Annotated in this window: 23 protein-coding genes and 1 pseudogene; 10 read left to right on the forward strand and 14 right to left on the reverse strand. The window is 64.4% G+C overall.

Annotation, left to right across the window (positions count from 1 at the left end; all coding sequences use genetic code 11):
• Positions 1–45: 45 nt before the first annotated feature.
• The 3 genes from prfB (at position 46) to HUK73_RS15240 (ending at position 2,314) form a co-directional block, all read left to right on the forward strand.
• A complete protein-coding gene (prfB, locus tag HUK73_RS15230) occupies positions 46–1,173 on the forward strand; it encodes a peptide chain release factor 2 (RefSeq protein WP_176592654.1) in 1,128 nt (375 codons plus the stop codon).
• Entirely contained in the window at positions 1,173–1,907 is a 735-nt protein-coding gene (locus tag HUK73_RS15235; RefSeq protein ID WP_176592655.1) for a class I SAM-dependent methyltransferase, read from the forward strand. Before prfB ends, HUK73_RS15235 begins: the two co-directional genes overlap by 1 nt.
• Positions 1,908–2,026: 119 nt before the next feature.
• Entirely contained in the window at positions 2,027–2,314 is a 288-nt protein-coding gene (locus tag HUK73_RS15240; protein ID WP_176592656.1) for a PilZ domain-containing protein, read from the forward strand.
• Positions 2,315–2,320: 6 nt separating this feature from the next.
• On the opposite strand, the gene HUK73_RS15245 is transcribed toward HUK73_RS15240, so the two are convergent.
• From HUK73_RS15245 to HUK73_RS15255, 3 genes are read right to left on the reverse strand one after another with little or no spacing between them, the layout of a single operon-like run.
• Positions 2,321–2,476 (reverse strand): hypothetical protein, encoded by a 156-nt coding sequence (locus HUK73_RS15245; protein WP_176592657.1) that lies wholly within the window; start codon positions 2,474–2,476, stop codon positions 2,321–2,323.
• Positions 2,477–2,494: 18 nt separating this feature from the next.
• Positions 2,495–3,205 (reverse strand): hypothetical protein, encoded by a 711-nt coding sequence (locus tag HUK73_RS15250; RefSeq protein ID WP_176592658.1) that lies wholly within the window; start codon positions 3,203–3,205, stop codon positions 2,495–2,497.
• Positions 3,206–3,209: 4 nt separating this feature from the next.
• Complete coding sequence (locus HUK73_RS15255) at positions 3,210–4,421, reverse strand: toxic anion resistance protein (protein WP_176592659.1); 1,212 nt, start codon at positions 4,419–4,421, stop codon at positions 3,210–3,212.
• Between the two features lie 226 nt (positions 4,422–4,647).
• Between HUK73_RS15255 and typA the strand changes: the two genes are divergently transcribed.
• The 3 genes from typA (at position 4,648) to HUK73_RS15270 (ending at position 9,021) form a co-directional block, all read left to right on the forward strand.
• The gene (gene typA / locus HUK73_RS15260; protein ID WP_176592660.1) at positions 4,648–6,468 is read left to right on the forward strand and encodes a translational GTPase TypA; all 1,821 of its coding nucleotides are present in this window, start codon (positions 4,648–4,650) and stop codon (positions 6,466–6,468) included.
• A gap of 165 nt (positions 6,469–6,633) precedes the next feature.
• On the forward strand, positions 6,634–7,911 hold the full coding sequence (locus HUK73_RS15265) for a NupC/NupG family nucleoside CNT transporter (RefSeq protein WP_176592661.1): 1,278 nt from the start codon (positions 6,634–6,636) through the stop codon (positions 7,909–7,911).
• 60 nt (positions 7,912–7,971) lie between these two features.
• The gene (locus HUK73_RS15270; protein ID WP_176592662.1) at positions 7,972–9,021 is read left to right on the forward strand and encodes a DUF1176 domain-containing protein; all 1,050 of its coding nucleotides are present in this window, start codon (positions 7,972–7,974) and stop codon (positions 9,019–9,021) included.
• Positions 9,022–9,080: 59 nt separating this feature from the next.
• Here HUK73_RS15270 and HUK73_RS15275 read toward each other — a convergent pair whose 3' ends face one another.
• The 7 genes from HUK73_RS15275 to gluQRS all read right to left on the reverse strand — a co-directional run bounded on the left by HUK73_RS15275 (position 9,081) and on the right by gluQRS (position 15,232).
• Positions 9,081–10,163 (reverse strand): FUSC family protein, encoded by a 1,083-nt coding sequence (locus HUK73_RS15275; RefSeq protein ID WP_255326295.1) that lies wholly within the window; start codon positions 10,161–10,163, stop codon positions 9,081–9,083.
• Between the two features lie 32 nt (positions 10,164–10,195).
• The gene (gene egtD / locus HUK73_RS15280; protein ID WP_176592664.1) at positions 10,196–11,152 is read right to left on the reverse strand and encodes an L-histidine N(alpha)-methyltransferase; all 957 of its coding nucleotides are present in this window, start codon (positions 11,150–11,152) and stop codon (positions 10,196–10,198) included.
• Between the two features lie 4 nt (positions 11,153–11,156).
• Positions 11,157–12,425 (reverse strand): ergothioneine biosynthesis protein EgtB, encoded by a 1,269-nt coding sequence (gene egtB / locus HUK73_RS15285; protein ID WP_176592665.1) that lies wholly within the window; start codon positions 12,423–12,425, stop codon positions 11,157–11,159.
• A 57-nt stretch (positions 12,426–12,482) separates the two neighbouring features.
• On the reverse strand, positions 12,483–13,364 hold the full coding sequence (locus HUK73_RS15290) for a GGDEF domain-containing protein (RefSeq protein WP_176592666.1): 882 nt from the start codon (positions 13,362–13,364) through the stop codon (positions 12,483–12,485).
• 155 nt (positions 13,365–13,519) lie between these two features.
• Positions 13,520–14,089 (reverse strand): cob(I)yrinic acid a,c-diamide adenosyltransferase, encoded by a 570-nt coding sequence (locus HUK73_RS15295; protein WP_176592667.1) that lies wholly within the window; start codon positions 14,087–14,089, stop codon positions 13,520–13,522.
• A 3-nt stretch (positions 14,090–14,092) separates the two neighbouring features.
• Entirely contained in the window at positions 14,093–14,326 is a 234-nt protein-coding gene (locus HUK73_RS15300) for a twin transmembrane helix small protein (RefSeq protein ID WP_176592668.1), read from the reverse strand.
• A gap of 9 nt (positions 14,327–14,335) precedes the next feature.
• Positions 14,336–15,232, reverse strand: coding sequence for a tRNA glutamyl-Q(34) synthetase GluQRS (gene gluQRS, locus HUK73_RS15305; protein WP_369805500.1), 897 nt, complete (start codon positions 15,230–15,232; stop codon positions 14,336–14,338).
• A 97-nt stretch (positions 15,233–15,329) separates the two neighbouring features.
• Between gluQRS and HUK73_RS15310 the strand changes: the two are divergent.
• Positions 15,330–15,897, forward strand: a pseudogene (locus HUK73_RS15310) (HNH endonuclease).
• Positions 15,898–16,015: 118 nt separating this feature from the next.
• Here HUK73_RS15310 and HUK73_RS15315 read toward each other — a convergent pair.
• Positions 16,016–16,753, reverse strand: a complete 738-nt coding sequence (locus HUK73_RS15315) for a Crp/Fnr family transcriptional regulator (RefSeq protein ID WP_176592670.1) — start codon at positions 16,751–16,753, stop codon at positions 16,016–16,018.
• A gap of 211 nt (positions 16,754–16,964) precedes the next feature.
• Here HUK73_RS15315 and murA point away from each other — a divergent pair, with 211 nt between their 5' ends.
• Together murA and HUK73_RS15325 are read left to right on the forward strand one after the other, a co-directional pair.
• The gene (gene murA / locus HUK73_RS15320) at positions 16,965–18,248 is read left to right on the forward strand and encodes a UDP-N-acetylglucosamine 1-carboxyvinyltransferase (RefSeq protein WP_176592671.1); all 1,284 of its coding nucleotides are present in this window, start codon (positions 16,965–16,967) and stop codon (positions 18,246–18,248) included.
• Complete coding sequence (locus HUK73_RS15325; protein ID WP_176592672.1) at positions 18,241–19,764, forward strand: sensor histidine kinase; 1,524 nt, start codon at positions 18,241–18,243, stop codon at positions 19,762–19,764. The genes murA and HUK73_RS15325 overlap by 8 nt, the downstream gene beginning before the upstream one ends.
• Here the strand turns inward: HUK73_RS15325 and HUK73_RS15330 are convergent.
• The 3 genes from HUK73_RS15330 to HUK73_RS15340 form a co-directional block, all read right to left on the reverse strand.
• Positions 19,703–20,146 (reverse strand): response regulator, encoded by a 444-nt coding sequence (locus HUK73_RS15330; RefSeq protein WP_176592673.1) that lies wholly within the window; start codon positions 20,144–20,146, stop codon positions 19,703–19,705. The genes HUK73_RS15325 and HUK73_RS15330 overlap by 62 nt on opposite strands.
• 87 nt (positions 20,147–20,233) lie before the next feature.
• Positions 20,234–20,464 carry a DUF2188 domain-containing protein gene (locus HUK73_RS15335; protein ID WP_176592674.1) on the reverse strand — a complete coding sequence of 77 codons (231 nt, stop codon included), beginning with the start codon at positions 20,462–20,464 and terminating at the stop codon, positions 20,234–20,236.
• 5 nt (positions 20,465–20,469) lie between these two features.
• Positions 20,470–21,087 (reverse strand): DNA-3-methyladenine glycosylase, encoded by a 618-nt coding sequence (locus tag HUK73_RS15340; RefSeq protein ID WP_176592675.1) that lies wholly within the window; start codon positions 21,085–21,087, stop codon positions 20,470–20,472.
• A 77-nt stretch (positions 21,088–21,164) separates the two neighbouring features.
• Here HUK73_RS15340 and HUK73_RS15345 point away from each other — a divergent pair, with 77 nt between their 5' ends.
• Entirely contained in the window at positions 21,165–21,482 is a 318-nt protein-coding gene (locus HUK73_RS15345; RefSeq protein WP_176592676.1) for a 2Fe-2S iron-sulfur cluster-binding protein, read from the forward strand.
• Positions 21,483–21,502: the final 20 nt, after the last annotated feature.

Genomic DNA, 21,502 nt, shown 5'->3' on the forward strand with positions numbered 1-21,502 from the left:
ATCAAGACCGTTCGCGCCGCAGGCGTGAAATTTGGAGAACAGACCATGCGCGCCGAAGCGCAGCAATATATCGACCGCATCGACGCCGCGCTGGATTTGCTGCGCCGTTTCCTGGACTGGGACCGCGCGCTGCGCCGCCTGGATGAACTGAACGCCCGCGTCGAGGACCCGACGCTCTGGGACAATCAGAAACTCGCGCAGGAAGTGATGCGCGAGCGCACCCGGCTGGACGCCGCCATTGGCGCCACCCGCGCGATCGACAGCGAGAAGACCGACACCGCCGAACTCATCGAAATGGCCGAGGCCGAGGGCGATGAGGATATGGTGAACGAGGCCGTTGCGTCGCTGAAGGCGCTGGCTGACCGGGCCGATGAGGACAAGATCAAGGCGCTGCTGGCGGGCGAGGCCGACGCCAGCGACACCTATCTGGAAATCCACGCTGGCGCGGGTGGTACCGAAAGTCAGGATTGGGCCGAAATGCTCAGCCGCATGTACCGCCGCTGGGCGGAACGGCGCGGCTATAAGGTGGAACTGGTCGACTATCAGGCGGGCGATCAGGCGGGCATCAAGTCCGCGACCTTCCTGTTCAAGGGCGAGAATGCCTATGGCTATGCCAAGACGGAGAGCGGCGTCCACCGTCTGGTGCGCATCAGCCCCTATGACAGTTCGGCGCGGCGGCACACCAGCTTCTCGTCGGTCTGGGTCTATCCGGTGATCGACGACAATATCGAGATTGAGGTCAATGAGAGCGACCTCAAGATCGACACCTACCGCGCGTCGGGTGCGGGCGGGCAGCACGTCAACACCACGGACTCGGCGGTCCGTATCACCCACGTTCCCTCAGGCATCATCGTCGCGTCGCAGAATGACCGCTCGCAGCACAAGAACCGCGCGACGGCCATGAACATGCTGAAGGCGCGCCTCTACGAAGCGGAACTGCGCCGCCGGGAGGAAGCCGCTTCGACCGACTATCAGGCCAAGACCGAGATCGGCTGGGGCCACCAGATTCGTTCCTACGTCCTTCAGCCCTATCAGTTGGTGAAGGATTTGCGCACGGGCGTCACCTCCACTTCGCCCGACGATGTGCTGGACGGCGCGCTCGATCCCTTCATGGCGGCCGCCCTGTCGCAGAAGGTGACGGGCGAGAAGGTCGATGTGGAGGATGTCGACTGATGAAAAGTCCGGCGTGGCCGGCCGGAATCCTGACAGGATGCCTGCTGCTGCTGGCGGGCTGCGGCCCGTTTTCGTCGGACAAGAATAACGACCGCCCGGCGGCAGTCCGCGCTTTTCCGCGCGCCGACCGCCCGGTGGCCCCCATCGTTTCCACCCGCTGGTCGAGCGAAGAGGCCCGCGACCGTGTGAACGAGGCCGAGGACATCATGAACCGCGCGGGCATCCGGCGCGGCATGACCGTGGCCGACATCGGCGCGGGTGAGGGCTATTATACGGTGCGCCTCGCGAACAGGGTGGGTGACAGGGGGCGCGTGCTGGCCGAGGATATCATGCCCGAGGTGATCGAGGCCCTCAGCCGCCGCATCACGCGGGAGGATTGGCGCAATGTCAGCGTCAAGCTGGGCGCGCCGGAAAACCCCAGGCTGCCCGAAAACAGCTTTGACCGCATCTTCATGGTCCACATGTATCATGAGATTGCAGAGCCTTACGCCTTTCTCTGGAACCTCAGCCCTGCGCTCAAGCCCGATGGCGAACTGATCGTGGTGGATGCCAACCGGCCGACCGACCAGCATGGCACGCCGCCGCGCCTGCTCGCCTGCGAACTGGCGGCGATGGGTTTCCGGCTGGAGGAACTGGTGCCCAAGCCGACGGCGGGCGGCTATTTCGCCCGTTTCAAACGGGCCGCCGCGCGACCGGACCCCAGTGCAATCGTCCCTTGCGCCCTGCGTTCCTGACCGCATCTGTCGTTCCGCCCTTCCACTGACGCAAAATATGGTTAATGCGCAGCCAGCCGCGATTCGGTGCACGCTTTTGACCTGTTGTGGTGAACATGGCCTTCGGGGGAGGGGCAGGAATGGCTGAGCTGACGCAGCGGCGGCACGATCCGCGCCACAAAATGTTCGGGCCGGTGGCACTGAGCTTCGGCGGCATCGCGGCGCGGGCGCATTTTCTGGACCTGTCCTGCACGGGCGCGCTCGCCCATTGCGAAACGCCGCCCGAGGCCGGCACCTTCCTGACCGTCGAGGCCCTGGGGCAGGCGGCGAGCGGACGGGTGATGTGGGCCAAGGGAAAGCGCTTCGGTATCCAGTTCAGTCAGCCGTTGACCCCGACGGTGATGACCGTCTGGATCGAGGGGCACTGACCGGCTTCACCCCTTTTGCCGCCATTTGCGCAGCACCGCCACGCCCAGAAATCCACCGGCGACCAGCGCCGCGATCGCCCCGCCCGCCGTGACAAGCGCCCATGCGCCGGCCGCCAGCAGCCCGGTCAGGAAATCGACGATGATCAGCGTCAGGTGGATCATAACGACAGGAAGACGGTTCTATTGCCCGAGTTCCTTCGCCTCCTGATATTTCAGCTCAAGAAAGCGATTCTGCACCGCCAGCTTGTCGAGATCGCCGCTCGCCAGATTTTCGCTCATCCGCGCGATTTCCGCGTCGATCACGTTAAGCCCTTCGATCAACTGCTTTTCCGGCACGCGGCCATTGCGCTCCTCGCGGCGCAGCGGTTCGGGGATGGATTGATAGCCGGTGACGAGTTCGGGCAGATGATCGGCCAGCAGCTTGCGGATTTCCTGCGCCGCCGGGTCCTGTTCCCCCAGCCGTTCGAGCTGCGGGGCCAGCGTCTCCAGCTTGACGCCGATGCTGTCGACCAGCATCACGGCGGGCGCGGGCAGGGCCTTGCGCTGATTTTCCAGCCAGATTTCGGTCTGCAACGGCAAGGCGGTGATCGCCGTGCCCGCCAGCGCCTCCGTCCTGACGCGCTTTTCACCGGGCAGCGCCCCGATCAGCAGCACCGCCGCCAGCATGACGCCCAGTGCGATCATCACGCCGGTCGTGCCGATGGGCGCGATGAAGCCCGCGACCGCGCTGCCGATCAGGACCGCCGCTACTGCCCAGAAGGCATATTTGACCTTCCGCATCAGCGCCGCGTTGCGCCTTTGCCGTGCGCGGGCCGACAGGCTCTGGCCGCGCTCGCTGTGGCGGCGCAGCACCGCTTCGGCATCGGCCAGAACGCGGTCGGATCGGCTCATCGCATCATGCCTCGATCGAACTCAGCAGCGGATTGTCGGCGCGGGCCTGTTGCGCAGCCTGGGCCTGCCCCTCGGCGCGGGCGATATAGCCCTTGGACTTCTCGACTTCGGTCGACAGCGTGTTCACCGTCGTCTTCATATTCTCCAGCGCCTTCATCTTGAACGTGTCGATATTGTCCATCGTGTCGTAGATGTTCTGGAAGGCGCGCTGGAGCGTCTCAATGGGAATGGTGCTGGACGCGGCCTGCTCGTGAATCTGCGCGGTCTGGGTCTTCAGCATCTCGCCGGTCGAATCGATCATGTTCGCGGTCGTCGTGTTGAGCGCGGTGATCTGTTCCAGCACCAGGCGCTGCCCGACCAGCGCCTGCGCCACGGTGACGGCGGTGCGCAGCGCCGCGACGGTGGTGGTGCTGGCGCGGTCCACGCCCTTCACCAGCTCGACATTATTCTTCTTGACCAGATCCAGCGCCAGATAGCCCTGCACCGTCACCGCCATCTGCGTCAGCAGATCCTGCGTGCGCTGGCGGATGTAGAACAGCGCGCTCTCCCGAATCGCCTTGGCCTTGGCCGGATCGGTCGAATCCAGTTCCAGCGCCTTCGCCTCCAGCCGGGCGTCCAGCGTCTTGCTGATATGGATCATCTGCTCCAGACGGCCCATGGTCTGCCACATATTCTGCCGCTCGACATCGATGGCGGCATTGTCCTTGATCAGCACGTCCTTGCCGCTGGCGAGCGAGCCGAGGATCGAATTAATGTGGCTCTGCGCGCTTTTATAGCTGTCGAAATAGTCGCGCATCCGGTTGCCGAAGGGGATGAGGCCGAACAGCTTCTTGGGCGCGGTCAGGCTGCCGCGCTTGCCCGGATCGAGATCCTCGATGGTCCGGCGCAGTTCGGCAAGGTCGACGCCGACCTTGTTGTCGCTGTCCATCGCACGCACCGGGCGGTCGAGGAAGCGGTTGGAATGACCGGCGGCCTCCGCGATTTCCTTGCGCCCCATATTGGTGAGCTGGTCGACCCGCTGGCCGAATTCCGGCGAATTGGCGTCCTGCGCGACGAGGTCGTCGATGAAGGCATCGACCTTCTCGTCGAGCTTCGACCTTTTTGCGTCGTCCAGCGGCACCAGTCCCGCTGCCTTTTCGGGCGCGACCGGCGGCACCGGATCGGGCGGGGTCAGGTTCAGCGGGTCGGCAGTGGCGGTCGGCGCGGTTGAAGCCATATCATCTCTCAAGGGCGGTCAGGGTTCGCACTGTTATATGTATATAGAACAGTCCGGCTGCAAGCCTCCACCGCAAGCTAAAGGTCAGGCTTTCCCATTGCAATCGTTCCCGCGCCGCCACGCGCGCGACGCTTGCCGCAACGCGTCATTTCCTGTAGTGGCGCGCGCGATACTCTTGGTCAGGCGCGGTGCCGGCCGGGAAACCACCAATCCCGAAGGCAACTTCATGTCCCTGCGTAATATCGCGATCATCGCGCACGTCGACCATGGTAAGACCACGCTCGTCGACCAGCTTTTCCGCCAGTCCGGCACCTTCCGCGACAATCAGCGCGTCGAGGAACGCGCGATGGACTCGAACGACCTCGAAAAGGAACGCGGCATCACCATTCTGGCGAAGCCCACCTCGGTCGAATGGAACGGCACCCGCATCAACATCGTCGACACGCCCGGCCACGCCGACTTCGGCGGTGAGGTGGAACGCATCCTCTCCATGGTCGACGGCGTGATCCTGCTGGTCGACTCGTCGGAAGGCGCGATGCCGCAGACCAAGTTCGTGACCGGCAAGGCGCTTGCCCTGGGCCTGCGTCCGATCGTCGTCGTCAACAAGATCGACCGTCCCGACGAGCGCATCCAGGAAGTGCTGGACGAAGTGTTCGACCTGTTCGTGACGCTGGATGCCACGGACGAGCAACTCGACTTCCCGGTCCTCTACGCCTCGGGCCGCAACGGCTATGCGAACGACGATTCGTCGTTGCGTTCGGGCACGCTGGAGCCGCTGTTCCAGAAGATCGTCGACCATGTGCCGCCGCCGTCGCTGGATGTGGACGCGCCGTTCAGCTTCCTGGTGACGCTGCTCGACCGCGACAATTTCCTCGGCCGCATCCTGACCGGCCGCGTCAATTCGGGCACGCTGAAGGTCAACCAGCCGATCCACGCCATCGACGCCGACGGCAATGTGCTGGAAACCGGCCGTGCGTCCAAGATCCTGTCCTTCCGCGGCCTGGAGCGCGTGCCGGTCGAGGAAGCGCAGGCGGGCGACATCATCTCGCTGGCCGGTCTGACCGTCGCGACCGTGGCGAACACCATTGCCGATCCGTCCGTCAATACCGCGATCAAGGCGCAGCCGATCGATCCGCCGACCCTGTCGATGCGCTTTGCGGTGAACGATTCGCCCATGGCGGGCCGCGAGGGCAGCAAGGTGACGAGCCGCATGATCCGCGATCGCCTGATGCGCGAAGCGGAATCGAACGTCGCCATCAAGGTGACGGAATCGGCGGACAAGGACAGCTTCGAAGTCGCCGGTCGCGGCGAACTTCAGCTGGGCGTCCTGATCGAGACGATGCGCCGCGAAGGCTTCGAACTCGGCATTTCGCGTCCGCGCGTGCTGTTCGGCGAGGATGAGGCCGGCAACAAGACCGAGCCTTATGAAACCGTCGTCATCGACGTGGACGATGAATTCTCCAGCACGGTCGTCGACAAGATGAACCAGCGCAAGGCGGAACTGACCGACATGCGCCCCTCGGGCGGCGGCAAGACCCGCATCACCTTCTCGGCGCCGTCGCGCGGCCTGATCGGCTATCATGGCGAGTTCCTGTCCGACACGCGCGGCACCGGCATTATGAACCGGCTGTTCGAGAAATACGGGCCCCACAAGGGCAATATCGAAGGCCGCAAGAATGGCGTGCTGATCTCCAATGGCGCGGGCGAGGCGGTGGCCTATGCCCTTGGCCCGCTGGAAGAGCGCGGCGTCCTGATGGTCGGCGTGGGCGAAACGCTCTACGAAGGCATGATCATTGGCCAGAACGCCAAGCCCGAAGACCTTGAAGTCAATCCGATGAAGTCGAAGGCGCTGACCAACTTCCGCGCTTCGGGCAAGGATGACAGCATCCGCCTGACCCCGCCGTGGAAGATGACGCTGGAGCAGGCCATCGCCTATATCGACGACGATGAGATGGTCGAAGTGACGCCGAAGAACATCCGTCTGCGCAAGCGCTATCTTGATCCGAACGAGCGCAAGCGCATGTCGCGGGCCAAGGCTGCCGCCTGAGGCCTAGGGCCATTGCCATGAAGATCATGCCGCTCCGGCAACGGGGCGGCATTTTCTATGGCGGGCCGTCCCGATGTGATGCTTTTGCACCATCGTAAAGCTGCTGGTATCGCCACTGCGCGCCCTTTATGGTCGCGCCGTTTGTTCTCGCGCTGAAAGCTTTTCATGCATCTTCTCATTGGCCTAGCCGGTATCGCGCTGATCCTTGCCATTGCCTTCGCCCTGTCTTCCGATCGTCGCGCCATCCGGTTGCGGGTGGTCGGTGCGGCCTTTCTGTTACAGGCGGGCATTGCATTGCTGGTGCTCTATGTGCCGGTTGGACGTGCAGTGATTGCGGGCATGTCGCATGGCGTATCGAACCTGCTCGGCTATGCGCAGGCGGGGACGGACTTCATCTTCGGCCCGCTCGCCAAGCCGGAGATCGGCGGGGCGAGCTTCGCCATCGCGGCGCTGCCGGTCATCATCTTCTTCGCCAGCCTGGTGTCGATCCTCTATTATCTGGGCATCATGCAGCAGGTGGTGCGCTGGGTCGGCGGCGCCATCGAGAAGGTGACGGGCGTGTCCAAGGTCGAGAGCCTGTGCGCCGCCGCCAATATCTTCGTCGGGCAAAGCGAAAGCCCGCTCGTCATCCGTCCCTATCTGGCGGGCCTCACCCCGCCGCAGGTCTTTGCCGTGATGACCAGCGGCATGGCCGGGGTCGCGGGCACCATCCTGGCCGCCTATGCCTCCATGGGGATCAAGATCGACTATCTGCTGGCGGCGAGCTTCATGTCCGCGCCCGGCGGCTTGCTGATGGCGAAGATCATGATGCCGGACGAGCCGGTGCGCGAACCGGAGCTGCCGCTTGGCGATCATTCCGACGCGCAGTTCGACGGCACGGCGGGCGAACCGCTGCCGCCAGCCACCCATGATGAGGAAAAGCCTGCCAATCTGATCATGGCCGCTGCCCAGGGCGCGCAGACCGGCGTGAAGCTGGCCGTCGCGGTCGGCGCGATGGTGCTGGCCTTCGTCGCGCTGGTGGCGCTGGCGAACGGCATATTGGGCGGGATCGGCGGCTGGTTCGGCTATCCGGATCTCAGCTTCCAGCAACTGCTCGGCTATGTCTTCTCGCCAGTCATGTACCTGCTCAACATTCCGTGGAACGAGGCGCAGATCGCGGGCGGCCTGTTCGGCGCCAAGGTCGTGCTCAATGAATTCGTCGCCTATATCAATCTGGGGCAGGTTCAGGGCGCGCTGTCGCCCGCGACCATCGCCATCGTCACCTTTGCCCTATGCGGCTTCGCCAATTTCAGTTCGATTGCGATCCAGATGGCCGTCACCGGCAATCTGGCGCCCAACCAGAGGCCGGTGATCGCGCGACTGGGCCTCAAGGCACTGGTGGCGGGCAGTCTGGCCAATCTGATGAGCGCGGCGCTGGCGGGGTTGATGCTCAGCCTGCGTTGATCATTCTGAAGTCATAACAAAATTCTACCGCTCCCGTGTAAAAGCTTTTATGGTTAACATATGGGGGCGAAACGCATATTCGGGCTGGCGGCGGCGCTGTCGGCGGTCGCAGGCACGGCATTGGCGCAGGCGCCGAAGCCGGGCACATTGGAAAGCTATAAGGACTGGACCATCGGCTGCGACAATCGCGACCGGTGCGAGGCGGTGTCATTGTTGCCCGAGGGCGGCGACTGGCCCGATACGCCGGTCATGCTGGGCATCAGCCGGGATGCGGATGCAGCCGCCGACCCGGAAATCTGGGTCAGCCGCGATGCCAGAGGGCGTGAGACGCTGAGCTTCCTCATTGACGGGCGCAAGGTCGCGACCGCCAGTAGCACGGACGGCGAAGCCAGTGTGCAGGGGCCGCAGGCCTCCGCGCTTGTCATCGCCATGGCGCGGGGCGGTGCGATGGAAATCCGGTCGGGCGTCCGGCGGATCAGCCAGCCCTCGCTCGCCGGATCGGCTGCGGCATTGCGGTACATGGACGCCAGGCAGGGGCGGGCCGGGACGCAGGTGGCTTTGGTCGCGACCGGCGCGCTGGCGCGCAGCGCCGTCCGCCCGGCGCCCGCCACGCCGCAGGTGCGCCGCGCGATCATCCCCAACGGCGCCGAACCGCCCGCTCTCTGGCGGGAGGAGTTGACGGCGCTCGGCAAGTTCACGGGTTGCGCCGACGAGATGCGGAACGCTTCCTCGCCGCCGGACCTGTATCGCCTGTCCAGGACGGAAACGCTGGTGCTCGTGCCTTGCGGCGCGGGGGCCTATAATGCCTCCGCCGTCCCGGTGATCGCGACCGGCATTGCGGGACGGCGGGCCTTTCATTTCGCCAGCTTCGACTATCAGCCGGGCTGGAGCGAGGATGCGAACCATCCGATGCTGGTCAATGCCCGCTGGGCGCCGCAGACTTCCACCCTGCAAAGCTATGCCAAGGGCCGGGGTCTGGGCGATTGCGGCGGTCGGGAAAGCTATGTCTGGGACGGCACGCGCTTTCGTCTGGTGGAGGCGAGCGCCATGGGCGAATGCCGGGGCGCCTGGCGCTGGATCACCACCTGGTCGGCGAAGGTCGTCGAATAATGGCAGCCCGCGCGGCGCTTGAGCGTTTCGAGGTCGTGATGCATCAGCATCTCTAGGCGTCAGATGCCTCCGGCTTCCTCCCGCGAAAGGGAGGAGGGCCGGGGCCGGTCGGGACTGAACCAGTGCCAGCCCAGCAGCACCGGGGCCAGCGCCGCCATGCCGATCAGCGTGCCCGCCAGCCTTTCCAGCGCAGGAGCGATGGCGGCGTCGCCGTAACTGTCGGGCACCAGCGCCACCAGCACCGCCAGAGTGAACTGCGTGCCGACATAGCGATAGCCATGGTCGCCATTTTCCAGATGCCGTCCCAGCAGCACGCCCGCCACGGTCCCGGCAATCAGCACCGCCGGCGATCCATGGGCGATCAGCAACACCGCAGCGGCCAGCACGGCACCCGCGACGCCGCCCAGCACGCGATGGAGGATGCGGCGACTGACGGGGACAAGCCCGCTGCCGCCAATGCCCGCCGCCGGCATCATCATCACCGCCATGGCCGCAATCGCGCCCTGCGTCGGCGCAGGAATGGCGATCAGGGCATGGAGGACAGCCAGTGACCCCACCGCCACCCCGGTCTGCAAGGCATGGCGAAAGGCTCCGCCATGCCAGCCGAGCCTCTGCGGCGGCGGCGTCCGGCTGCCGGGCCAGCGGCGACGCAGCGTCAGGGTGGAGGCCAGGCTGACGGTCACGCAGGCCAGCGTCCCCACGCTGGTTTCCAGAATGCGCGTCGCGACGAAACTGGGCAGGGCGATGTCGGGATGCTCCACCCGGTCGAACAGCAGCATGACGAAGGTCAGGCCGAAGAACAGCCAGGCATAGGATCGCTTGCCCGTCAGCGCGCCATAGAGGCTGACCGTTGCCGCCACCAGCATCGCCAGCGTGATCAGAGGCAGGGATGGAAGGACAAGCGGAGCGACCAGCAGCGCCAGCATGCCGCCCGCGACCGTCCCGGCGATGCGCAGCAATCCCCGTACCAGCGTTTCGCCGGCGTGGCCGCGCATGACCATATAGCCGGCAAAGGCGGCCCAGGAGACATGAACAGCGCCCAGTCCATGCGCCAGCGCGATCGCCAGCAGGACGGAGGCGACGCATTCCGCCTCATCGACGGTGCGTGCCGAGATGAAACGCGTGACCGCACCCGGACTCATGCCCCCCGCATAGCGGCGGCGGCGCGGCTTGCCTATGCTGCTGCGAGGATCAGCGAAAACAGCCCGTCCGCATCGGTCCATTCCCGCAACGGTTCCCATCCGCCCGCGCGCAGCAGCAACCTTTCGTCGCGCGTGCCATATTTATGGCTGCTTTCGGTATGGATCGTCTCACCCGCCGCCATGCGGAAACATTGGCCCGCGACGTGGAAATGCAGCGGCCGAACCGCCTCCAGATGCATTTCAATCCGCGCCTTTTCGTCATTCCAGACTGCGCGATGGGCAAAGCCGTCGATCGGCATGTCGCCCTCCAGCTCGCGGTTGATGCGTGTGATCAGGTTCAGATTGAACGCTGCGGTCACTCCCGCCGCATCGTCATAGGCGGCGATCAGCCGTTCGCGGTCCTTGATCCGGTCCATGCCGATCAGCAGCATCGACCCGTCGCCCAGCAGCCGGTGCATCGCCCGCAACAGATCGACGGCGGCCTCCGGCTCCAAATTGCCGATGGTCGATCCGGGGAAGAAGCCCAGCCGGGGCAGTCCGTCCACGGCGGCGGGCAGGGACAGATCGCGGTTGAAGTCCCCGACGACTGGCAGCACCGGCAACCCCGGAAAGGCCGAAGCCAGATCACTGCTGCTGGCGTGGAGAAATTCGCCGCTGATGTCGATCGGCACATAGGCTTCCGGATCGATGGCGCGCAGCAGATGCGGCGTCTTGCGCGCACTGCCCGCGCCGAATTCGACCACCGCGCGTCCCGATCCCACCATGGCGGCGAAATCGTGCCCATGTTTTTCCAGCAAGGCGGTTTCCGTCCGCGTCGGATAATATTCGGGCAGGTCGGTGATCGCCTCGAACAGTTCCGATCCGCGGCGGTCGTAGAACCAGATGGGCGGCGTCGCCTTGGGCTCGCGGGACAGGCCTTCGACTATGTCGCGTCGGAAGGCCGGATCGGGCGCGCGCAGCGGCAGCGTGGCGTCCTCGGTCAGCAGCATCGCCTTATAAATCCTTTGCCAGCCGCAGCCCGGTGAACTGCCAGCGTTGATGGGGATAGAAGAAATTGCGATAGCTTGCCCGGACATGGCCGCGCGGGGTGGCGCAACTGCCGCCCTTCAGCACGAACTGGCCGGACATGAACTTGCCATTATATTCGCCGACGGCCCCTTCGGCGGCGCGAAAGCCGGGATGCGGGCGATAGGCGCTGCCGGTCCATTCCCAGACATCGCCGAACATCTGCGTCAGGTCCGATCCATCCTCCGCCGCGCGGGCGCGCGGGCAGGCCGGGCCGTCGAGCTGGTTGCCGCTGGTGGATGCGACATTGAGCGCCGCGCTTTCCCATTCCGCCTCGGTCGGCAGGCGAAAGCCCGCCCAACTGGCATAGGCATCGGCTTCGTAGAGGCTGACATGCGTCACCGGGGCGGCGGGATTGACCGGCTTGCGCCCATCCAGTCCGTATCGGGTCCAGCCCTGCTCATGGCGCTTCCAGTAAAGCGGCGCCTCGATCCGTTCGGCCTGCACCCATGCCCATCCGTCCGACAGCCAGTGGGCGGCGTGCGCATAGCCGCCATCCTCGATAAAGGCGATCCATTCGCCATTGGTTATCGGACGATGCGCCAGCGCATGGGGGCGCAGCACCGTCTTGTGCCGCGGCCCTTCGCAATCGAAGGCGAAATCGCCCTTTCCATCGTCGCCGATCTCGACCAGTCCCTGCCGTCCCTCGATCCAGTGGAGCGGGCCGGGCACCGGCGCGGGCAGGGCGTTGGGCGCGTCGAACAGCGCCGGTTCCAGCGGATTGAGCGAGAAAAGATGCTGGATGTCGGTCAGCAGCAATTCCTGATGTTGCTGCTCATGCTGCAGGCCCAGCAGCACCAGCGCCTGAACCTCCGGCATCAGCATCGGCAGGGCGGTGATCAGCGCCTTGTCGACATGGGCGCGATAGGCGCGGATGTCCTTCAGGCTCGGGCGCGTCAGCAGTCCCCGCATGGGCCGGGCATGGCGCGGCCCTTCGGCCTCATAATAGCTGTTGAAGAGGAAGGCGTAGCGCGGATCGAACGGCTTGTATCCCGCGACATGATCACGCAGCACAAAGGTTTCGAAGAACCAGCTGACATGGGCCAGATGCCATTTGGCCGGAGACGCGTCGGGCATGGACTGCACCGTCGCATCGGCGTCGGACAGGGGCGCGGTCAGCGCCTCGCTCAGCGCCCGGACCTCCCGATAGCGGGTGATCAGGTCGATCTGGCTGGGTGCGGTTCGGCTTCTGGCCATCCATGCCCCTTCGATACGGTTTATCCGCTCTCGTCAACCAAGCGCATGAAGGGGACCTTATGTTCCGAAAGCCATGCCGGAGGGCCGTTCCGCGCGCTGAATCTGGTCCCGGCCCGACTGCTTGGCCCGATACAGCGCTTCGTCGGCCCGGCTGAGCGCCGCCATGACCGGGTCGCCGCGCCAGGTGCACAGCCCTGCGGAAAAGCTGATCGGTTCGCCATTCACCTGGCCGATGGGTTCCTGCCGCATCCGGTCGGCAATGCGGGCGAGCGACCAGCTGGCTTCATCCTCGATCGCGTCCTGATAGAAGATGACGAATTCCTCGCCACCCCAGCGGCCGATCACGTCGATGCGGCGGGTCTGCGACGACAGGCGGGCGGCGAAGTCGCCCAGCACCCGGTCGCCCACGTCATGGCCGAGCTGGTCGTTGACCTGTTTGAAATGATCGATGTCGATGATCGCGATGCAACCCCGGCGGCGAGCCGGGGGCAGGGCGTCGAGCTGTGCCAGGAAGCCGCGTCGGTTGGCGATGCCGGTCAGCGGGTCCTCATGCGCGGCGATGTTGAGTTCGTCGATCTGCTCGCGGGTGGCGGTTGCGGCGCGGCGGACGCCCGCGAACAGGCGGGAGATGATGTCCCCGACTTCCGGCAAGGTCGGCGTATCGCCGCGTTCCCGGCTCGGCACGTCGCCCTCATGCAGCGCATCGGCCAGCGCGTGGATGGGGTTCAGCAGCGCGCCGATGCCGATCAGCGCGCCGACGGCGCCCGCCAGGGTGGCCAGGGTCAGGATGACGAACTCGGCCCAGGCAATCCGTCCCGTCGCCGCGCCCCAGCCGATATAGCCGAGCAGAGGCAGATGGGTGGTGACGAAGCAGAGCGCGAAGAGACGAACCCGCAGGGATCGCGGAAAGATGAAGGAAGTCGCGAGGTAGAACTGCATCCCTGAGGCCCGTTGTTGAAAACGGGCTCAAAATTGGGGCGAGGCGTAAATCGGCGATGAAGGAACAGGGTTAACGGGCGCCCTGTGGACGAGCCGTGCGGCGGGAGAGTCGAGCCGTGGCACAGCCGACGACTCGAAAATAGGCGATCCAAAGGCTATCGCGAGGCGCCCGGGACCCATTTGACGTCGCTGGCGCCATTGCCGTTGAGGTGCCGCGCCATCACGAACAGCAGGTCGGACAGGCGGTTGAGATAGGCGAGCGCCTGAGGATTGAGCGCCACTTCGGTCGCGGCTGCGGTGGCGGCGCGTTCGGCGCGGCGCGTGACTGCGCGGGCCAGATGCACGGCGGCAGCAGCAGGCGATCCGCCCGGCAGGATGAAACTGTCCAGCGGCGCGAGGTCGGCGTTCATCGCGTCGATCTGCTCCTCCAGACGCTTGACCTGCGAGGCGACGATGCGCAGCGCCCAGGGTTCGTCCGCGCCCTCGGGAACGGGCGTGGCGAGGTCGGCGCCCAGATCGAACAAATCATTCTGGATGGTGGTCAGCCATGCGGTTTCGGGGGCGTCGCCGATCGCTACGATGGCGAGGCCGATGCTGCTGTTCGCTTCATCCACATCGCCCACGGCCTGCATGCGCGGCGCATGTTTGGGCAGGCGCGATCCGTCGACAAGGCCGGTGGTGCCCGCATCGCCGGTGCGGGTATAGATTTTGTTGAGCTTGACCATGGGTTAGCCGTTACCCTTCATCAGCAGCAGGATGGCGACGATGATCACCGCCACCGCCTGGAACAGGATGCGGTTCATCATCATCCGGTTCTGCTTCAGGCTGGACGGGCTGGGGCCGCCCTCAGGCGAGTTCAGCTGTTCCTTGGTCGCCTGCATGAAGGCGATGATGCCCCGGATCAGCGCGACGAGGGTGGCGCCCATGGCCAGGATCAGGGCGATGACAAGCACGATATTCATGCGGTGAATCTATGCGCTTGCCAGCGAAATGCCAATCGGAAAGCGCGCATGGCGCAGGTCGTCGGCCAGCCGCTGGGGATCGGCGCCCTGCGCCCGCAGATCGGCGAGCGCGATCGACCCGTCACGCTTGGCGAGCCGCCTGCCGTCCGGCCCGACCAGCAACGGATGGTGGATGTAGATGGGGGAGGGGAGGTCCAGCAGCGCCTGGATCAGCCGGTGAATGTCGGTTGCCGCCCTTAGATCCTCGCCCCGCAGCACATGGCTGACACCCATCGCCGCATCGTCCAGCGTGCAGGACAGGTGGTAACTGGCCGGCGCATCCTTGCGGGCGAGGACGACGTCGCCGGCCATAAGGGGGCTGGCATCGACCCACTCCGTTTGCCCGGAGCGCAGGGAGGAGGCACGCCAGCGCAAGGCTCCGGCCCGGTCGACCGCCCGCGCCATGTCGATCCGCCAGGCATGGGTCTCCCCCGCCGCGATCCGTCGTGCCCGGTCCGCTTCCGTCAGTCCCCGGCACGTCCCCGGATAGACCGGCCCTTCGGGTCCATGCGGCGCGCTGGCGCTGGCCGCTATATCGGCGCGGGTGCAGAAGCAGGGATAGAGCAGTCCCATGTCCTTGAGCCGCGCCAGCGCCGCGTCATAGTGCGCCAGCCGCGCCGACTGGAAGACGATCTCGCCATCCCATTCGACGCCGATCCAGCGCAAATCCTCCACGATCCCCGCGACATGCTCGGGCCGACTGCGCGTGCCGTCAATATCCTCAATCCGCAGGCGAAAGGCGCCGCCATCGGCGCGGGCGAAGTCCATGGCCAGCAATGCCGACCAACCATGACCGATATGCAACCTACCTGTGGGGCTTGGCGCGAAGCGAGTTACCATATGCTGTGGTTCGTGCGATTGAATCATACAGGCCCTTGACGGGGTGGGGTGGTTAATGCTGTCATGCTCCCGTCACGTTTCTGGTCGATCAGAGCGGCGGCAATTGGGGGTTGAAGGGTAATATATGTACCATCCCGACCTGATACGACATCCGGAAAACTGTCCGGCCTTGGTCCTGAACGCGGACTACACGCCGCTAAGCTATTATCCGCTGAGCCTCTGGCCCTGGCAAACCGCCATCAAGGCGGTTTTTTTTGGAACGGGTGGACATTGTCTCCAGCTATGAGCGGGAGGTGCACAGCCCCAGCCTGCAGATGAAGATCCCCTCTGTGATCGCGCTCAAGCAATATGTGAAGCCGTCCGAACATCCTGCCTTCACCCGGTTCAACCTGTTCCTGCGCGACAAATTCGTTTGCCAATATTGCGGATCGCCCAACGACCTGACCTTCGACCATGTGATCCCGCGCCGGGCCGGCGGCCGCACGACATGGGAAAATGTCGCGACGGCCTGTTCGCCCTGCAATCTCAAGAAAGGCGGACGCACGCCCAAGGAAGCGCATATGCAGCTGCATGTGACGCCGATCCGCCCGACCAGCTGGCAGTTACAGGAACATGGGCGCGCCTTCCCGCCCAATTATCTGCATGAAAGCTGGCACGACTGGCTCTATTGGGATGTCGAACTGCTCGCCTGACGATAGGCGAATATTCCGCCCGGTCGGGCCTGCAAAGCGCGATTTTATGCGCTCCGGTGCCCAAAAAATCCCACTTTTCGGCTCCGCTTGAACGAAATCTCGACCTATCGTCTGGGTTTCAATTCAGCGTCGGCAGCCAGTCCAGATCCATGTCCTTGTGCCGGTTGGTATAATGGCCGATCTCCTCCAGCCGCGCCATGTCGCGCAGCGTGATGCGCCCATTGGCCCGGCTGATGAGGCTTTCCTGTTCCATTTGCCGGATCATCCGGTTCACATGGACGGAGGTGAGGCCGATGGCGTCGCCAATCTCCTCCTGCGTCAGCTTCAGGTCGAAACTGTCGGTGATGCTGTCGTCCGTCACCCGCAGGCGATCGAAAATATCGAGCAGGAAGGACGCGACCCGGGCCTTGGCTGATGTCCGTCCCAATGACGCGAGCCGGTCGGTAAGCGCGACGCGCTCCGCATTGGACAGCAGGAACAGCAATGCCGCGACGCGAGGAAATTCTTCCAGCAGGCGGCGCAGCGCATGTTTGTCGAACGGGCAGATGATCGCGTCCGACAGGGCCACCAGCGATTCCGGGGCCTTGCTGTAGATCGTGCTGGCCGATCCGATGAAATCGCCGGGGAAATAGACGCGCAATATCTGTCGGCTGCCGTCGGGCAGGATGACGAAGCTCATCACCCGTCCTTCGCGCAGTACAAACAGCTCAGTCACCGTGTCATTGACGCGCTGGATCATCGCGCCGCGCTTTACCTTGCGCGGATTTTCTTCCAGTCGTGCAAGCGCCGTCTTTTCCGCATCGGACAGGGGCACATGCTTCGCCAGCCTCTCCGCGAAACAACTTGTTGCCACCAAAAACACCTTCTTATTTGCATTGTTATTACGATGGCAAAACGCCCCACGCGTCTTTTGGCTGCATTTCCGTTGCTTGCACTAAACTCGATCAATAATGGGCGGGGGAATGAATAAATGTTTCAGCCGAGCGCGATGACATGACCGATTTTCCTGCCCTCCCGTCCTTTCAGCGACCTTGCGAAAAACGCAATTAAAGGTAAGAACCCAGTCGATGGACCGCATTCATATACGCGGCGGCAACGCGCTCAACGGCCGCCTTCCCATCTCCGGCGCAAAGAACGCCGCTCTCACATTGCTGCCTTGCGCGCTCTTGACCGATGAGCCGGTGACGCTGCGCAACCTGCCGCGTCTGGCGGATGTCGACAGCTTTGGCCATCTGCTCAACCAGCTCGGCGTCTCTACCATGATAGAGGGCGCGCGGCCGGAGGATTTCGGCCGGGTCATGACGTTGCGCGCGGGGCGTGTGACCTCGACCGAAGCGCCCTATGATATTGTGCGCAAGATGCGCGCATCCATCCTGGTGTTGGGACCGCTGCTCGCCCGCGCGGGGGAGGCGAGGGTGTCGCTGCCCGGCGGCTGCGCCATTGGCAATCGCCCGATCGACCTGCATCTGAAAGCGCTGGAAGCCTTTGGCGCGAAAATCGAGATCAACGCCGGTTATGTTCGCGCCAGCGCGCCCGATGGCGGTCTGCCCGGCGGCATCTATACCTTCCCGGTGGTGTCGGTCGGTGCGACCGAGAACGCCGTCATGGCGGCGGTGATGGCCAATGGCACCTGCATTCTGGAAAATGCGGCGCGCGAACCGGAGATCGTTGATCTCTGCAACCTGCTGATCGCCATGGGCGCCGAGATTGAGGGCGTCGGGATCGACAAGCTCACCATCCACGGCAAGCCCCGGCTGCATGGCGCGACCTATAGCGTGATGCCCGACCGGATCGAGGCAGGCAGCTATGCCTGCGCGGCCGCCATCACCGGCGGCTCGCTGGAACTGGCGGGCGCCTGCGCCGACGACATGCACGCCATCCTTGCCGCGCTGCGCGATGCGGGCGTTCATGTCGAGGAACTGAAGGACGGCATCAAGGTGTCGTCGGACGGCAAGCTGAAGCCGCTCACCATCTCGACCGCGCCTTTCCCGGCTTTCCCGACCGACATGCAGGCGCAGTTCATGGCGATGCTGACCAAGGCGGACGGGGCGTCGGTGCTGACCGAAACGATCTTTGAGAACCGCTACATGCATGTGCCCGAACTGGCGCGCATGGGTGCGGACATCGGTGTGAATGGCCGCACGGCGGTCGTGCGCGGGGTCGACCGGCTGGTCGGCGCGCCGGTCATGGCAACGGACCTGCGCGCCTCGATGAGTCTGATCCTCGCCGGCCTCGCCGCCGAAGGGGAGACCCAGGTCAACCGCGTCTACCATCTTGATCGCGGCTATGAACGGCTGGAGGAAAAACTCTCCGCCGTCGGCGCCGACATAGAGCGTGTCAGCGATGGCTGAAGGAAGCCGGCTCGAGGCGGATCGCGCAGCGCTGATTGCGCATTACGATCTCGATGCCGGCGGTTTTGCCACGCTGGACCAGATCACGGATTTCGCCGCGGCCCTGTGCGAAGCGCCGATCGCGCTGGTCAGTATCGTCGAGGCGGATCGGCAGCGTTTTCTGGCCCGGACCGGCGTGGATGTGGAGGAAACGCCCCGCGATCTTTCCTTCTGCGCCCATGCGATGCTGGACGATGCGATCTTCATTGTCCCCGATGCCAGTCTGGACCCGCGATTTGCCGACAATGCGCTGGTGACTGGCGCGCCCCGCATTCGTTTTTATGCCGGCGCGCCATTGGTCGACGGCGATGGAATGCCGCTCGGGGCGGTGAGCGTCGTCGATGACAAGCCGCGCGCGGGCCTGACCGATGTGCAGCGACAAGGTCTGTCGCTACTTGCCCGTCAGGTAATGTTGGAATTGGAAGGCCGCCGCCGTGACCGGGAGATGATCACCCGGCAGGCACGGGATGCGCAGGCCGTGGCGGACAGCGACCGCATGTTCCGCACTTTGGCGGACACCATGCCGCAAATGGTCTGGTCGGCCCTGCCCGACGGCTATAATGATTATTTCAACGCCCGCTGGTATGAATTTACCGGCGTTGCGCAGGGTATCACCGATGGCGAAGGGTGGAGCGCCATGTTCCACCCGGAGGACCAACCGCTGGCCTGGAAGCGCTGGCGGCATAGCCTGGCAACCGGCGATCCCTATGAAATCGAATATCGAATGCAGCATCATAGCGGCGACTATCGCTGGACGCTGGGCCGCGCGCTGCCGATCCGGGATGAGGAAGGGCAGGTGGTTCGCTGGATCGGCACCTGCACCGATATCAATGACCAGATTCTGATGGTGGAGGAGCGGGAGGTCATCGCGCATGAACTGTCCCATCGGATCAAGAACATCTTTTCGGTGATTTCCGGCCTGATCGGCCTGTCGGCACGCCAGCATCCGGAAATTCAGGTGGCGGCCGACGATCTGCGCGACCGGATCATGGCGCTTGGCCGCGCCCATGATTTCGTTCGTCCCCACGGGCCCAATTCGCATCCGGACCAGGGCGAGGGGCGTCTGTGGGGCATACTCGACCAGATTTTTGCGCCCTATCGCGATTCGGATGGTGCACGCATCCTCTATTCCGGGGAAAATCCGGCGATCGACGACCGTTCCGCGACACCGCTGGCGCTGCTGTTCCATGAGTTGGCGACCAATGCCGCCAAATATGGCGCGCTCTCCGAACCCGCCGGTCGCGTGCATATGCTGGTGGCGATCGATGGTAGAGAAATCCGCATCGACTGGCGGGAGGAAGGTGGTCCGCCCGCCGTTCCCGCCATGGATCACGGGTTCGGCAGCCGTCTGATGCAACTCAGTGTCGAACGGCAATTGGGGGGGCGGATGACCCGCGACTGGCGGCCCGAAGGCCTTAGCCTCTGCCTCTGGATTCCAGCTGCATCCATGAGCCGCTCGCCGGCAGGAATGGCGTAAAGCCCGCAATTTCAATGGCTTCCAGTTCCGGCCTGTCGGCGGCGGCCAGATGCAGCGTTTGGGTGATGCTGCATGCGCGGAAGGGCTTGGTGATGACGCCCAGCGCTGCTTCGGACGCATCGCCGATCTGGGCGGGGTTGGCGGTCACATAGATGACCCGCACGCCATATTGGCTCGCCAGCTCAACGCCGATGCCGGGGCCGGTAGGCCCGTCGCGCAGATTGAGGTCCACAAGGGCGATATCGCAATCGCACGCGGCATCGAGCGCCGCCTGACGATCAGCCGCGATGGCGCTGACCGTATAGCCAGCATCCTCGACGATATGCTCGATTTCCAGAGCGACGAAAATCTCGTCCTCGACGATCAGAACTTTTTTGCTCATCCCTACGCCTACGCAACTGGAGGCGATAAATGCATCACGGGGGCCATGGTTCCCGCAACTGCGAAAAAATTCCCGCCTTATGGTTGGCTATTGCGGGTCTGCGTCCGCCACGCTGGTCCACAGCGTTTCGAACTTGGTGCCCCGCATCAACAGAACCGAAGCCGGATAGCCAGCCTCACTGGCCTTTTGCGCCGTGCCGGTTGCGCTTTCCACGGCGGTCTCGCGCGTCGGGAAGGGGCCGTAATAGCGGTTGTCGAGATTGATCTTCCACACGCCCTCATGTTCCAGGACGATGTAGCGGGCATGGGGCAGCGCCATATCGGTTACAGAACCTCCGTATTATAATGATGCCAGGCCATGATCGCTGCCGCGCCGCGATAGGGGCGCCAGCGTTCCGCCAGTTCGCGCGTCAGCTTTTCGCTCGGCCGTTCGGAAAGGCCCAATATTCGGCCGATCTCGATCTGCACGGCAAGGTCGCCGGCGGGCCAGATGTCCGGGCGCCCCTCCGCGAACAGCAGATAGATTTCCGCCGACCAGCGTCCGATCCCCTTGACCTGCACGAGTTGGGCAATGGCTTCCTCATCATCGGCGGGCAGATTGTGCAGGTCGAGCGCGCCGCTCACCACCAGTTCGGCCAGGCTGCGGGCGTAACCCTGCTTCTGCCGCGACAGGCCGCATGCGCGCAGCGTATCGAAATTGCGCGCCATCAACGCTTGCGGCGCGCAGCCCTCGCCCAGTTCCGCCTCCAGCTTCCGCCACACCGCGGCGGCGGCGGCAACGCTCACCTGCTGGCCGACGATCGTGCGCAACAGGGTTTCATAGCCCGGTTCGCGGACTCGGGGGAGGGGATAGCCGACCCGGCCGATGGCGGCGGCGAAGGCAGGCTCCACCAGGGCGATATTATCCAGGCTGGACCGCAATTGTTCCGCTGTAATGACCATTGAATCGCTGTCCGGCTCTTGATTTCCCGCTGGCCGTCCGTAATGAGCGGCGAGAAAAAATTTGAGGATCTGGGTACATGGCGAAACTGATTGTGGTCAACCGTTCGGGCGAAGAGAAGGCGGTTGAGGGCGATAACGGCCTGTCGGTGATGGAAATCATCCGCGACAACGGCTTTGACGAACTGCTTGCCCTGTGCGGCGGCTGCTGTTCCTGCGCGACCTGTCATGTCTATGTCGACCCCGCCTTCGCCGACAGCCTGCCGCCGGTCAGCGAAGATGAGAACGACCTGCTCGACAGCTCGGACCATCGCAACGAAACCAGCCGCCTGTCGTGCCAGCTGACCTTCAGCGATGCGCTGGACGGCCTGCGCATCACCATCGCGCCGGAAGATTGATCCGCCTCGCCCGCGCCGCG

Source organism: Sphingobium sp. EM0848 (assembly GCF_013375555.1).
Taxonomy (GTDB): Bacteria; Pseudomonadota; Alphaproteobacteria; order Sphingomonadales; family Sphingomonadaceae; genus Sphingobium.